The organism is Mesorhizobium sp., from assembly GCF_005063415.1.
In the GTDB taxonomy this organism is placed as follows: domain Bacteria; phylum Pseudomonadota; class Alphaproteobacteria; order Rhizobiales; family Rhizobiaceae; genus Mesorhizobium.
In genome coordinates, this window is record NZ_SUEG01000070.1 from 16,221 (window position 1) to 29,083 (window position 12,863).

The 12,863-nt window shown below is 61.2% G+C and carries 11 protein-coding genes; 3 read left to right on the forward strand and 8 right to left on the reverse strand.

The genetic code is table 11. From position 1 onward, the window contains the following. Nucleotides 1–59: 59 nt before the first annotated feature. The gene (locus E5W70_RS18825; RefSeq protein WP_023679515.1) at nt 60–707 is read left to right on the forward strand and encodes a cysteine hydrolase family protein; all 648 of its coding nucleotides are present in this window, start codon (nt 60–62) and stop codon (nt 705–707) included. 72 nt (nt 708–779) lie between these two features. Here E5W70_RS18825 and E5W70_RS18830 read toward each other — a convergent pair whose 3' ends face one another. From E5W70_RS18830 to E5W70_RS18865, 8 genes are all read right to left on the reverse strand, one after another. Further along, on the reverse strand, nt 780–2,459 hold the full coding sequence (locus E5W70_RS18830; RefSeq protein ID WP_292660714.1) for a formate--tetrahydrofolate ligase: 1,680 nt from the start codon (nt 2,457–2,459) through the stop codon (nt 780–782). Nucleotides 2,460–2,765: 306 nt separating this feature from the next. After that, nucleotides 2,766–3,890 carry a DUF2333 family protein gene (locus E5W70_RS18835; RefSeq protein WP_292660717.1) on the reverse strand — a complete coding sequence of 375 codons (1,125 nt, stop codon included), beginning with the start codon at nt 3,888–3,890 and terminating at the stop codon, nt 2,766–2,768. A 15-nt stretch (nt 3,891–3,905) separates the two neighbouring features. Beyond that, on the reverse strand, nt 3,906–5,210 hold the full coding sequence (locus E5W70_RS18840; RefSeq protein ID WP_292660719.1) for a DUF6638 family protein: 1,305 nt from the start codon (nt 5,208–5,210) through the stop codon (nt 3,906–3,908). Nucleotides 5,211–5,408: 198 nt separating this feature from the next. Then, on the reverse strand, nt 5,409–7,319 hold the full coding sequence (locus E5W70_RS18845) for an ATP-binding protein (protein ID WP_292660722.1): 1,911 nt from the start codon (nt 7,317–7,319) through the stop codon (nt 5,409–5,411). A 24-nt stretch (nt 7,320–7,343) separates the two neighbouring features. After that, complete coding sequence (locus tag E5W70_RS18850) at nt 7,344–8,489, reverse strand: hypothetical protein (RefSeq protein ID WP_292660725.1); 1,146 nt, start codon at nt 8,487–8,489, stop codon at nt 7,344–7,346. 35 nt (nt 8,490–8,524) lie between these two features. After that, nucleotides 8,525–9,613, reverse strand: a complete 1,089-nt coding sequence (locus E5W70_RS18855) for a hypothetical protein (RefSeq protein WP_292660727.1) — start codon at nt 9,611–9,613, stop codon at nt 8,525–8,527. A gap of 216 nt (nt 9,614–9,829) precedes the next feature. After that, nucleotides 9,830–10,219, reverse strand: coding sequence for a cytochrome c family protein (locus tag E5W70_RS18860; RefSeq protein WP_023679507.1), 390 nt, complete (start codon nt 10,217–10,219; stop codon nt 9,830–9,832). A 126-nt stretch (nt 10,220–10,345) separates the two neighbouring features. Further along, nucleotides 10,346–10,957 carry a thymidine kinase gene (locus E5W70_RS18865; protein WP_292660731.1) on the reverse strand — a complete coding sequence of 204 codons (612 nt, stop codon included), beginning with the start codon at nt 10,955–10,957 and terminating at the stop codon, nt 10,346–10,348. A 236-nt stretch (nt 10,958–11,193) separates the two neighbouring features. Here E5W70_RS18865 and E5W70_RS18870 point away from each other — a divergent pair, with 236 nt between their 5' ends. Then, the gene (locus E5W70_RS18870) at nt 11,194–12,129 is read left to right on the forward strand and encodes a choline ABC transporter substrate-binding protein (RefSeq protein ID WP_292660734.1); all 936 of its coding nucleotides are present in this window, start codon (nt 11,194–11,196) and stop codon (nt 12,127–12,129) included. A 117-nt stretch (nt 12,130–12,246) separates the two neighbouring features. Further along, nucleotides 12,247–12,863, forward strand: a 617-nt coding sequence (locus tag E5W70_RS18875; protein ID WP_292660737.1) for an ABC transporter permease subunit, incomplete at its 3' end; no start/stop codon positions are given.

Genomic DNA, 12,863 nt, shown 5'->3' on the forward strand with positions numbered 1-12,863 from the left:
TGCCATCCGGTGCCGAGCCTATCGTCCACCCATCAATGTCCAACGGGAAAGGAAAACCCATGTCGCAACCAGCCAAAGGCAAAGCTCCACGCCGCGCCCTCATCGTTATCGACGTTCAGAACGACTATGATGGCGGCAACCTCGCCATCCAGCATCCGCCCTTCCGCGACAGCGTCGTCAATGTAGCGCGAGCGATGGACGCGGCCACCGAGGCAGGCGTCAAGGTGGTGGTCATCAAACAGTTGGCGCCGGAAACCTCACCGGTCTTCGCCAAGGGCAGCCATGGCGCCGAGTTGCACCCGGAAATCGCCAGGCGAAACCGCGACCACTACATCGAAAAGAACTTGCCCAGCGCCTTCACCGGCACAGACCTCGAGGAGTGGCTGCGCGCCAACTCTATCGATACGATCACGGTCATTGGCTACATGACGCATAATTGCGATCTGTCGACGGTCATCCACGCCGTGCATATGGGCTTTGAGGTGGAGTTCCTGTCGGACGCAACGGGTTCGTTGCCGTACGCCAACAGCGCCGGTTACGCTTCGGGGGAGGAAATCCATCGCGTGGTGACGATCGTCCTGCAGTCGCGCTTCGCGGCCGTTCTCAAAACCGCCGAGTGGATCGATTGCCTGAAGACCGGCGTTGTGCCCCAGCACGACACACCCTATGCCTCCAACCAGCGCGCGCTGGCGCGAAGCGCGGCTTAGGAGACTATTGCGAACAGGCAGAAGGGCGCCGCAGCGTTGCGGCGCCCTTTGCCGTTCAAGCTTTGATTATCCCTAGAACAGGCCTTCGATCTGGCCCATTTCGTTCAGGAAAATCTTTTCCGAGGATGGCGCTTTGGGCAGGCCGGGCATGGTCATCACCTCGCCGCAGATGATGACGACGAAGCCGGCGCCGGCAGACAGCCTGACCTCGCGCACCGGCACGGTGTGGCCGGTCGGCGCGCCGCGCAGATTCGGATCGGTGGAGAAGGAATATTGCGTCTTGGCCATGCAGACCGGCAAATGACCGTAGCCGGCGTGCTCCCAGGCGTGGAGTTGGTCGCGCACCGATTTGTCGGCGATCGCTTCGGAACCGCGATAGATGCGCTGGACGATGGTGTTGATCTTCTCGAACAGCGGCATGGCATCGGGATAGAGCGGGGCGAATTGCGACGCGCCGGATTCGGCCAACGCCACGACTCTTTTGGCCAGTTCCTCGATGCCGGCCGATCCCTGGGCCCAGTGCTTGCACAGGATCGCCTCTTCGCCCATCGAGGCGACATAGTCCTTCATCGCCTGGATCTCTGCGTCGGTGTCTGAGTAGAAATGGTTGATGGCGACCACGGCCGGCACACCGAACTGGCGGATGTTCTCGATATGGCGGCCGAGATTGGCGCAGCCCTTCTTGACCGCCTCGACGTTCTCCTTACCGAGGTCTTCCTTCTTGACGCCGCCATTCATCTTCATGGCGCGAACCGTGGCGACGATGACCGCCGCTGCCGGCCTCAGGCCGGCCTTGCGGCATTTGATGTCGAAGAACTTTTCGGCACCGAGATCGGCGCCGAAACCGGCTTCGGTGACGACGTAATCGGCAAGCTTCAGCGCCGTCGTGGTGGCAACGACGGAGTTGCAGCCATGCGCGATGTTGGCGAAGGGGCCGCCATGGACGAAAGCCGGGTTGTTCTCCAGCGTCTGCACGAGATTGGGCTGCATGGCGTCCTTCAAGAGTACGGCCATTGCGCCGTCGGCCTTGAGGTCGCGGGCATAGACGGCCGACTTGTCGCGGCGATAGGCGACGATGATGTCGCCGAGGCGCTTTTCCAGGTCCTTCAGGTCGGTCGACAGGCACAGGATGGCCATGACTTCCGAGGCGACTGTGATGTCGAAACCGGCCTCGCGCGGGAAACCGTTGGCGACGCCGCCGAGCGAACAGATGATCTCGCGCAGCGACCGGTCGTTCATGTCCATGACGCGGCGCCAGACGACACGGCGGGTGTCGATGCCGAGCTCGTTGCCCCAGTAGATGTGGTTGTCGATCAGCGCCGATAGCAGATTATGGGCGGTGGTGATGGCATGGAAATCGCCGGTGAAGTGGAGGTTCATGTCCTCCATCGGCACGACCTGCGCGTAGCCGCCGCCGGCGGCACCGCCCTTGACGCCGAAATTCGGTCCGAGCGAAGCCTCGCGGATGCAGACGATGGCCTTCTTGCCGATGCGGTTGAGGCCGTCGCCCAAGCCCACCGTCGTCGTCGTCTTGCCTTCGCCGGCCGGTGTCGGGTTGATGGCGGTGACGAGGATCAGCTTGCCATCCTTGTTGCCCTTCACCGACTTGATGAACTCGGCCGAGATCTTCGCCTTGTCGTGGCCGTAGGGCAGAAGATGCTCGCTCGGAATGCCGATCTTCTGGCCGATCTCCTGGATCTGCTTCTTCCTGGCGCCGCGCGCGATCTCGATGTCGGACTTCACTTCGGCCATGACGGCTTCCCTCTGGATTGGACGGATTTGACTAGTGTGGTCGCAAGAACAGCCCGGCATTGCAGGCGCGAGCATGTTCTACCCCTGTCGCTGCCGCGGCGTCAACTTTCATGCAACTATGTTTCCTGCGAAGAAAATACCTCTGCCGCCGGCCGCTCTGCTACAGGTTCTTTTCGCGCCGGTTGCAGCGCCGTATAGAAGCCAGAGCAGGCGCGGTTCCGCCGTCTCAAAACAGCCGCCTAATACGCGAAAAGCGACAGAGGCAACGGCGCAAATTCACCAGCGCCGGCTGTGCGGGACGATCCGCTACTGCGTCAGCACGTTGCTGATCTCGACCATGTTCGAACGCACCCTGAGTATGTAAAAGCCCATCGTCGTCAGATGTGTCGGCAACAGCCAGCCGTCCTCGCGGCCATTGGCGATGATGAAGGGCTGGATGCGCAGCGCCGAGACGAACTGCGCGTCCATCGTATCCCACAGGTTCTGCAGGTGCTTTTCCTTGATGACATCGTCAAAATCGGCCTGTGCGCCCTTCATCAGCCCGTAATAGGCATAGAGCTGGCCATAGGCGAACCAGAAGCGGTCGTCGGCGCGCGTGTCGAACCAGCCATTATTGTGGTTTTCGGCACGCTCCTTGAGGATCGCCGAGGTCGAACCGATATCGGACGAGATGCGGTCGATATACTGCTTGAGATTGTCGGCGCGGGCATCGAACGTCGCCTGGCAGGCTGCGAGGCGGGCGTTGAAGGAACGCAGCTTGCGGACCGCGTCGCGATAGTAGCTCGGCGTCGGCGTCTTGGGGCCAAACGGGTTCAAGCCGAAATACCAGGTTTCCTCATCGAACTGCAGATTGCCGCGAGCGTCCTGCAAGTCGGCATCGATCTGCGAGGTGGTGCGGACGCGGCCGAGATTATCGGCAAGCTCGGTCGCCGTGCGCCGCACCGCCTGGTTGACGCCGCGCTGGAACGAAGCCTTGTTGTCCATGAACGGCGTGTGGTCCCAGTCGATGCCGAACAGGCCGAGCTTGTAAAGGATCATCGACGACACCCAGGCATTCTGGTTGACGTTGAAGTCGGTCAGGTCGGCCGCAACCTGGGCAATGGCTGAATTTCCGCAGGTCTTGGCCGTGTCAGTGCCGGCGCCGGCGGAAACCTGTTCACCGGCGGAGCTGTTGCGTTTTTCGAACGTGTATTTGTCGACGTAATTCGGGTCGAAATTGTTCCACCACTGGGTGGCGTAGAAGAAATTGACATAGAGGCCGATCAGCACGAGCACAGCCAGGCCGAGCACCGCCTTCAGGATCCAGCCGCGTTGCGTGTACCAGCGCCCCGCCCACAGGAACGGCCACAGGATCGCACCGATGATTATGCCGATGCCGCGGCCAATCCACTGGAAAATCCGGGTGAAGAAATTCACGATCGGATCAAGCATGGCGATGTCACCCCCTCAGTCAGTCAACCCGTAGAGGCGTGTGCGAAACGCCGCCTTGTCCTTCAGATATGTGGTTTTCAGAACGTCCACAACATGCGATCGCCAAGCGTCGCTGAAGCCTTCATAATCCCTGTAGAAGCCCGGCTTGTTGAAGACGTAACGCGAAACGAAGTCCTGCGGCACGAAGTCCGAGATCAGCTGGTTGGTCAGCCAGGCGTCGGGATGGTCCGGCTTGGCGCGGATGACCAGGAAGCGCTGCTGCGGGAACACATCCTCGATCTTGAGATGGCCGAGCTGGGCGATCTCACGCTTGGCGGCGTTGAGGAAGGGAAAATTGCCATCCCTGGTGATCAGATCGGCATGGCCGTGGATCCAGGTCTGCAGCCAGACCTTGTCGACGTCGGTCAGATTGCGGTCGGGCTCGGCGTCGCGGATCAGCGCGCGCACCACCATTTCGGCGCGATGCTCAAGATAGCCGGAGGTTTCGATCCATGAGGCGCGCGGCAGCTCGATGCGGCCGGTCGAGGCGAGGAACTTGAACACCTTGTCGGCGTCGTGGATCGAAAGGTAGCTCACCTGCCATGGCCGCGAGCGGCGGAAGCCCGGCGCTGCCGGGTCGCTGATCACCGTCGTCACGTCGGGATCGACGAACACATAGAGCCCGCCGAAATGGCTGGTCCAATAGGCATTGTGACGGAAGATCACCTGGTCCGGCACCAGCGCATTCTCGCGGATGTCGCCGCAGATCTTCGCCAGCTCGACCATCTGGGCAAGCATGGCATTGTCCCGCCAGGCATCCGGTTCCTGCTTCAGCCGGTCGACCAGCTTGCCGAGTTCGGCGGCCTTGCCGAGCACATCCTCGGCCGACAGCACCTTGAATTCGACCTGGTTGATCGACAGCAGGTCCTCGATGTCGTCGACCTTGGGAACCGAATCCTCGATCTCGCCGTAGATGACGTCCTTGATCGTCAGGGCATCGATGGCGCGCTGGTTCTTGGACATGAATTCGTACATCAGCAGCGAGGTGTTGGAAAAAGCCGTGTGCACCACCGGCAGGTCGATCTGCGAGGGCGTCAGGATGATAAAGCGGCGGTTGACTTCGTTCGGATCGAGGTAGCTGTAGTCGCCGCATTCCTCGGCGACCTGCGGCGAAAAGCCGGTGCGGTCGATCTCGAAGCTTTTCAACTTGGTCGGCTTCAAGCCGAACGCGACCATCGCCTTGTTGTAGCGCTGGATCAGGTGCGGCTCGTCGATCGTCAGCAGGCGGCCGTACATCAGCTCGTTGTCGCGCAGCAGATCGGGCTTCTTGGCGGGGCTCATGCTTTCTTCTTCCCGTTCACGGGGAGAAGGTGTCCGAACGGCGGATGAGGTGAGCGTACGTCCCTTCTCCCCTTGTGGGAGAAGGTGGCCGAGCGAAGCTCGGTCAGATGAGGGGTGTTCCAGCTTGACGAATACCCCTCATCCGTCGCCTTTGGCGACACCTTCTCCCACAAGGGGAGAAGGGGGCGTCGGCGCATCTCACGCATTCCATAGCCCCTTTTTCTTCATCTCCTCGATCTCGCGGACGGCACGCTCCCGCAGACGGGTGTCGCGGATCATCTTGGTCACCGCCGCATCGTCGGACTTGTCGGAATAGCGGAATTCGGAATCCGCATAGCGGTTGATCTCCTGGATGACCATGTCCATCGAGAATGGCCCGCGCAGTTCCTCGATCATGGCTTTCTTGTCGTCGTAACCCTTGTGCATGAAGGCTTCCGGCTTTTCGAACCACTCGTCCGGCAATTCGATGTCCATGGCGCGCATCTTGATGGCATCGGTGACGTTCTTGATGGCGCGGCCGGTAAAGCGCGGCTCGGCATCCTTGATCATATGCAGATAAGTGCCGATGTCGGCCATCGTCTTTGGCGCGCCGTTCTCCTTCATGTAGCGCTCATAGACCTTCATCAACCCGTCTTCCTGCGGCTTCTCATGCTCCTCGTAAGCTTCCATCACCGCGCGCTGGATCTCTTGCGCCGCATAGAGCTTGTGGTCGCCGAGCGGGATCTTGTGGTTCTTGCCGGCGAGCAGAACGAAGATGTCGATATAGTCGTCGCGGCTCTGCGGGCCATCGACCAGCCAGCGCGCGCCGGCGCGCTGGCGCAGCGCGTCGTCGACGTTTTCGGGATAGTTGGAGAACATGCCGAAGGAGCAGTTGCCGCGCACCACGGTCGCAGCACCTCCAAAGGCGTCCATCAGGACGCCGGTGATTTCCTGCTGGCCGGCCGAGGCGCGATCGTCGGAGCGACGTGCCGCTACCTGGTCGATATCGTCGATGGTGCCGAAGCCGATGACGCGCGGGTTCAGCACATTGTTGATGAACTGGCGGCAGTTCTGGCCGGACTTGCCCTGATACGAGGAGATCTGGTCGACGCCGAAATTCTCGTAGGCGAAGGGATAGCCGGCGACCTGGCAGTAGCCGTTGAGCAGGCCGGCGATCATCTGGATCAGCGTCGTCTTGCCGGTGCCGGGCGCGCCGTCGCCGATGAAGGTGAACAAGAAGCCGCCGAGCTCGACGAACGGGTTCAGCTCGCGCTCGAAGTCATAGGCCATCAGCATCTTGGCGAGCTTGACCGACTGGTATTTGGCGATGTGGTTGCCGACGACCTCTTCCGGTTTTTTGAAGGTCATCACCAGCGGCTTTGCCCGCTTGCCCGGCGCGACGTCGAAACCGTCAAGGGTAAAATCGTCGACGTCGATGCGGATATGCGCGTTCTCGAACGGGCCGATGCCGTCGAAGCGGCCCTTTCGCGCCAACAGCCCGTCGATGGCGACGCGGGCAAAGGCGCGGGCGCGGGTCATCAGGTCGGCATCGTCCTTCGAACCTGCTATCGCCCTGTCGAGCCCGGCTACGACCGACTTCACCGCATCCTGTGGCGTGTCGAACAGAAAGTCCGGCTCGGGCGTGTCGTTCGGCGCCTCGCCGTCGCTGTCGATCAGCTGGAACAGATAGGAGGCAAGGCTGAAGGCGGAGATGTAGGCAGAGGCCGACAGCAGCTTCTTGAAGGTGGCAGCTTCATCGCCTTCGAGCGGCGCGCGGGCATTTTTCGCCTGCAGGCTTTCGAGGTCCGAGCCCTCGGCGAAGACATCCGATATGGCCAGCGCTATCGCTGTGCCGCGCCGGGCGCGAAACAACAGCGTGTGCTGCGGGATGGTCAGCAACTGGTCGTCGGAATGGACGGCGGCGACGGTTTTGGCGAGCTCGACCTCGCGCGTGCGGCGAACCGAGCCGACCGAGACGGTCGAGACGAAGCGGCGGTTGGTACCGGCAAGCGCGGTGCCGGACTCGCGCGATGGGTCTTCCAGCACGACGATGCGGGTGATGAAGCTCTGCGCAGTGGCACGGTGCTTTTCAATTGCCGCTTCCGGGATGGTGGTCAGGCCGGTGTCCATGGAGGATGCTCCGCGATTTGACGGTCAGACGTCGCTGATGACCTGCCCTTTGGACAGGATGTGGACCTTGTAGCCCGAAAAGATCTTCTGCGCCTCGCCGGCGGCATAGAGCGCCTGATAGGCCTCGTGCGGGATCAGCGCATGGTTCTCATAGCTTGACACGCCCTGGCGCGCGGCCTCGAGATCGTCGGTATTGATGAAGAATTCCTGCGTCGTCTTTTCGCTCGAAAACAGCCCCTTGCGGCCTGGCTTTTCGGCCTTGGAAAAGACCTCCTGGATGGTCCAGGTCAGCAGCCAGGCGTTTTCCGGCTTGCGCACCTTGGCCAGCACTTCGCTCACCGTCGAATTGTTGTCGGTAATCCCTGCAGAATAGAACGGGCCGAGCACGACGCGACGCAGCTGCTTGGGATGCAGCGGCTCGAAATCCTTGTCGAGGTTGACCGCGATGGTCGCCGGCGACAGCGTGTAGGCGGAATTCTTCTCGGTGAAATCGTCGAAACGGTGGGCAAGCTCGGGATTGAGCAACCCGTCGACCGGCAGCGGGATGTCGACCCTCTCATTAAGTTTGCCACTGGAGTCGACAAGCTGCCGGATCATGTCGTCCGAGGAATCCTCGACCGTCACCATATAGACAAGCGGCAGGTTGGCGCTGCCGTCGAAGCAGGCCCAGTGGACCAGATAATAGGGCCGCAACGTCTTCGGATTGACCGACACCTTGACCGTCTGGGCCAGCGTGAACGGGCCGAAGGTGGTCTCGCTCTTGACGTCCTCGAGGTAAAGCCGCTCGGCCATCGACTTCTGCAGCGCTTCAGGGAATTCCTTGTGGCGCAGGATGAAGTCCGCCATTTCCTCGCGCAGCTCGTCGGCCAGCGGGAGATTGGCGAGGCGCGCATCGGCCTGGAGCCGGTCGTTCTCCAACTCGAGCAGGTTCTGGAAGACCGGGAAACCGCTTTCGGCGCGCGAGATGCGGAACGTCTCGGTGAAGCCCAGCCGGTTGCGCCAGCACGAGAACGACTTGTCGAGCCGCGCAATATATTCGGCGACGACCTTGGCGACGATGCCGTGCCGGTAGAGCGGCGAACGATCGTCGCGCATGAACACTTCGAGGCCGCCAAGTGCCGCCGCGATCGCCGAGAAATAGCGCGCTGCGGCTTCGTTTTCGGGGGTCATGCTGCCAGCCCTTGGGAGCAGTGCACGTGCAGCAATTACGACTGCACGTAATTTGCCGAATTGTGCTTCTTCATCACATCGTCGAAGCGGCGGGCGAAGGCATCGTCGGCGAGCTTCTTGCGACGCTGGATGTCGGCGGTGGCGACCATGTTCTTCTCATGCATTTCAAGCAGATCGCCGATGTGCTTTTGCGAGGCGGCACCGATGCCGGCCATGGTCTCTTCGGCGGTGTTGTCGACCTGGCTGCCCAGCGTGTTGATCTTGTGGGCGACATCCTGCTGGGCGGCGGTCTTCAGCGAATCTTCCAGCGCCTTGTACAGAACGATGCGCTGCTCGGTATCGATGGTCAGCTTGTTGATCAGCGTCGATTGCGCCGCGATCTGGTTGTTGAGCGAATCGACGAAGGTCTGGAACATCGAGGTATAGCGCTCCAGCGTCTGGCTTTCGGCCAGCAATTCCTGCTCCTTGGCCTGCTTCTCGTTGTATTCCGTGGCCAGTTTCGAGCGTTCGCCTTCAAGCTGCGTGCGCTCCTTCTGGCTGGTCGAGGCGGCGATCTTGTTCTCGATGTCGAGCAGCATCGGGTTGAGTTCCTCGATGCGCTTCTGCACGGTCTCGAGATTGGACATGGTGGTCTTGCGGCGCTCGATCACCTGCGACAGGCTGGCCTCGGAGGTCTTGTAGCGCGTGTCGAGGACCTGCTTCTGCGCCTTGAGGATGCCGACGATGGTGTCGGATTTCGCCAGCAGCTCCTGCAAATTGCCGGCCAGCGACATGTTGCGGACGCGGTCGGTGCGCATGCGCTGCTTGCGCTGGCTGGAGAAGACGCCGACGAAACTTTCCCAGCCGGTGTAGTTCTTCATGCTCTCGAATTCGGCGCCGAAGACGTTGGTGGCGTCCTCCAGGCCGATGATCAGGTCGGCGATATTGCCTTCCATCACCTTCTGCTGCTTCAGCACGTCCTCGATGCGGGCATTCTCGATATCGAAATTGGCGTCGCCGATCTTCTTGTCGGCGGTGGCGAGCGTGTCGAGCACGCTACCGGACTGCTCGATCTTGGTGCGCATGTCCTCCACGACCTGCTTGGTCTTGGCAATCTCGGCATCGAAATTCTGCAATGTCGCCATTGGGGCCTCCCGCTTCGGCATCGGTTTCGTTTCGCAAACCGCCGCGAATATATGTGCCGGGTTTGGCGAATGAAAGACGGAAGACATGGGATTACAGGAAAACAAAAGAATTTCAGGAGGCCGACCGCAGGATAGTCAGGCAATGATTACGGTGTAACTGCCGTCCGGTCAGACACCGCTTCCAACCGCGGCTGGACTTTTGCTCGGGAGCGACGCTCAGGGCTTGGGATCGGCCTTGAGGTAGGCGATGACGTTGGCGATGTCGTCGTCGCTGGTCAGGCCGGAGAAGGCCATTTTGTTGCCGGGGACCTTCTGCCGCGGCGCGCGCAGGTATTCGGCAAGGTTTGCTTCGTCCCAGACCAGGCCGGCAGCGCCGGCGTCCTTCATCCCCTGCGAGTAGCGACTGAGATAACTGTCCGCGGTGCCGGCGGTGCGGCCGACGACACCCAGCAGATGCGGGCCGACCTTGTCGTGGTCGCTCGTTGCCTCATGACAGGCCATGCATCTGTTGAAGACTTTCTTGCCGAGAGCGGCATCGCCGTCGGCATGCGCTGCAAGAGCGCCGGCGATGAGGAAGGCAGCGGCGGACGAAATGGCTCGAAGCATGGGAACTCCCCGACGGCTCTGGCTGAGAGGTTTTGAAATAGGAAGCAGGCCTTAACAAGCGCGGCACGATGGCGCGATTGGCGAACGAATGTCGGCCGGGAGGTGGGATGAAAGCAATAGCGCTGGTCAGGTTTTGGTGAAGCCGATGAAATCGTCGGGCACGGCGCGGCCCATTTCTTCTTCCCAATGACGGCGGCAGAGCGAGACATAGACGTCCTTGCCGATCGCCACCTGTTCGCCCTGTTTCGCCACCCTGCCGTCGGCGCCGAGGCGCACCACCATCGTCGCCTTGCGGCCGCAACGGCAGATGGTGCGCACCTCGCGCAGGTCGTCGGCGATCGCCAGCAGGGCGCGCGAGCCGGAAAACAGCTTGCCCTGAAAATCGGTGCGTAAGCCGTAGCACATGACCGGGATGTTCAGCCGGTCGGCGATGCGGGCGAGTTGCCAGACTTGCTCCTCTTCGAGGAACTGCGCCTCATCGACGAAGACGCAATGGACCGTGGCGTGGTCGTGATGCTCGGCGACCCGGGCAAACAGATCGTCGCCGTCGCGAAACATCTCGGCTTCCGTCTCCAGGCCGATGCGTGACGAGATCAGCCCGGTATCGCCCTTGCGGTAGTGGCCGGCGATGAACAGCATCGTCGTCATGCCGCGCTCGCGGTAGTTGTACGAGGCCTGCAACAGCATCGTCGTCTTGCCGGCATTCATCGTCGCATAGTGGAAGTACAGTTTGGCCATGCCGTCCTTTTAAGCCGAGTTGCAACAAAGCGGGGAGGGGGAGCGCCTACATTCCACCGGGAAAAGGCGACTTCCATCCGGAAAGCGGCGGGCGTGTCGCTGATCGGCCAGCCTGCGCCGTTGTTCGTGATTGCCTTAGTGCTTGAAACCGCAGCAGAATGATGTTTGGCTGGCGTGACAAGGCGGAGATAAAACCGTCGCTTGGCTTCACCGAGAACTGAAATGGGAGAATTTTCATGTCGCGTATGAGTTCATTCGTCGCCGGCCTCGGCCTGGCGGCTTTTCTATCCACGACTGGGGCCTTCGCCGGCGATCCGGAAAGCTGCAAGACGGTGCGGCTGTCCGATGTCGGCTGGACCGACATCCAGGCGACCACCGGCGTCGCCTCGGTGCTGCTCACGGCGCTCGGCTACGAGCCGCAGGTGATCCAGCTTTCGGTGCCGGTGACCTATGCATCCCTGAAGAACAAAGACCTCGACGTGTTCCTTGGAAACTGGATGCCGTCGATGACCAACGACATCAAGGACTATGCCGCCGAAGGCTCGGTCGAGACCGTCAGCGAAAATCTCAGTGGCGCCGGCTACGGCATCGTCGTCCCGACCTATGTCGCCGATGCCGGTGTCAAGACGCTGACCGATCTCGGCAAGTTCAAGGACAAGTTCGACGGCAAGATCTACGGCATCGAGGCCGGCAATGACGGCAACCGCATCATCCTCGACATGATCAAGGATCCGAAAACCAATCTCGAAGGCTTCGAACTGGTCGAATCTTCCGAGGCCGGCATGCTCACCCAGGCCGAGCAGTCGATGAAGAACAATGAATGGATCGCCTTCCTCGGCTGGACACCGCATCCGGTGATGGGCGCCATGAAGATCACCTATCTCGAGGGGATGGGAGATAGCGGCTTTGGCGCCGCCACCGTGCATACCAATGTACGCAAGGGCTACATGAGCGAATGCCCCAATGCCGGCAAGTTCATCGCCAACCTGAAGTTCAATCTGGACATGGAAGGCGAGATGATGGACGCGATCCTGAAGGGCGGCGACGCCAATACGGTCGCGACCGACTGGCTGAAGAAGCACCCGGACGCGGTCGCTCCATGGATCGCCGGCGTCACCACCTTCGACGGCGGCGATGCGGCGGCAGCGGTGAAAACAGCGCTCGGAAGCTGACCTGACCGCTTGCACGACAAGACGAGGGGCAGCCACGGTAGAAATGGCTGCCCTTTTTCATATCCTGTGACAAGATGACCGTCCGGCAAAGGACGGCGCCGGCAGAAGAGGGGCTAGATGGATCCGATCTCCAAATTCCTGGTCAGTTACAAGATTCCCATTGGGGCATGGGGGAAGGCGTTTTTCGGCTTTCTCACCGACAATTTCGACACCGTCTTCAGGGCTTTTTCCAACACCCTCAACTTTCTGCTCGATGGCATCGTCGACGGGCTGCTGCTGCTGCCGCCGGTTCTGCTGATCGCGCTGATCGCTTTGCTCGCCTATTTCCTGCAGCGCTCGAAAGGCCTGGCCCTGGCGGTGTTCATCGGATTGCTGTTCATCCTCAACCAGAACCTGTGGAAGCAGACGGTGGAGACTCTGGTGCTGGTGGTCGCCGCCGCCGCCGTGTCGATGGCCATCGGCGTGCCGCTCGGCATCTGGGCCGCGCACAAGCCGAAGGTGTATCGCGTCATGCTGCCGGTACTTGACCTGATGCAGACGCTGCCGACCTTCGTCTACCTGATCCCCGTGCTGACCCTGTTCGGCCTCGGCAACGCGCCCGGCCTGATCGTCACCATCATCTTCGTTATCCCGACCTCGGTCCGGCTCACCCATCTCGGCGTCACCTCGGTGCCGAAATCGATCGTCGAGGCGGGCGAGGCGTTTGGCGCCACCAAGCGCCAGCTGCTGTGGAA

Coding starts and splice junctions, on each gene's coding strand:
- E5W70_RS18855 (WP_292660727.1), bottom strand. CDS start 9,613: ATGGCGACATTGCAGAATTTCGATGCCGAGATTGCCAAGACCAAGCAG.
- E5W70_RS18835 (WP_292660717.1), bottom strand. CDS start 3,890: ATGCTTGATCCGATCGTGAATTTCTTCACCCGGATTTTCCAGTGGATT.
- E5W70_RS18860 (WP_023679507.1), bottom strand. CDS start 10,219: ATGCTTCGAGCCATTTCGTCCGCCGCTGCCTTCCTCATCGCCGGCGCT.
- E5W70_RS18870 (WP_292660734.1), top strand. CDS start 11,194: ATGTCGCGTATGAGTTCATTCGTCGCCGGCCTCGGCCTGGCGGCTTTT.
- E5W70_RS18865 (WP_292660731.1), bottom strand. CDS start 10,957: ATGGCCAAACTGTACTTCCACTATGCGACGATGAATGCCGGCAAGACG.
- E5W70_RS18850 (WP_292660725.1), bottom strand. CDS start 8,489: ATGACCCCCGAAAACGAAGCCGCAGCGCGCTATTTCTCGGCGATCGCG.
- E5W70_RS18825 (WP_023679515.1), top strand. CDS start 60: ATGTCGCAACCAGCCAAAGGCAAAGCTCCACGCCGCGCCCTCATCGTT.
- E5W70_RS18840 (WP_292660719.1), bottom strand. CDS start 5,210: ATGAGCCCCGCCAAGAAGCCCGATCTGCTGCGCGACAACGAGCTGATG.
- E5W70_RS18845 (WP_292660722.1), bottom strand. CDS start 7,319: ATGGACACCGGCCTGACCACCATCCCGGAAGCGGCAATTGAAAAGCAC.
- E5W70_RS18830 (WP_292660714.1), bottom strand. CDS start 2,459: ATGGCCGAAGTGAAGTCCGACATCGAGATCGCGCGCGGCGCCAGGAAG.